This window comes from Streptomyces sp. BE303 (assembly GCF_036290945.1).
Classification (GTDB): domain Bacteria; phylum Actinomycetota; class Actinomycetes; order Streptomycetales; family Streptomycetaceae; genus Kitasatospora.
Genome location: NZ_JAQYWZ010000733.1, coordinates 1 through 300, shown reverse-complemented (window position 1 = coordinate 300; position 300 = coordinate 1). Strand labels below are relative to the sequence as shown.

At 69.0% G+C, this 300-nt stretch carries 1 protein-coding gene; it reads left to right on the top strand.

All coding sequences use genetic code 11. The features are described from left to right. Positions 1-18 precede the first annotated feature (18 nt). Positions 19-300: ABC transporter permease subunit (locus tag PUR56_RS21970; protein WP_443034512.1), on the top strand; the 282-nt coding region annotated here is incomplete at its 3' end.

The window sequence follows — 300 nt, the reverse complement described above, 5'->3', positions numbered from 1 at the left end:
TTCCTCAGCCTCGGCAACATGCAGGTCATCGCCGAAGCCGCCACCATCACCGGCCTCCTCGCCATCGTCCAGACCGTCGTCATCATCTGCGGCGGCCTCGACATCTCCGTCGGCTCCCAAGCCGGCGTCGCCTCCGTCGTCAGCGCGATGGCCTTCACCTCGGCCGGCTCCAACGCCCTCACCGGCATCGCCGCCGCCATCGGCGTCGGCATCCTCGTCGGCATCCTCAACGGCCTGATCATCGTCTACGGCCGCGTCAACCCCACCATCGCCACCCTCGCCGGCCTCGCCGCCTACAAG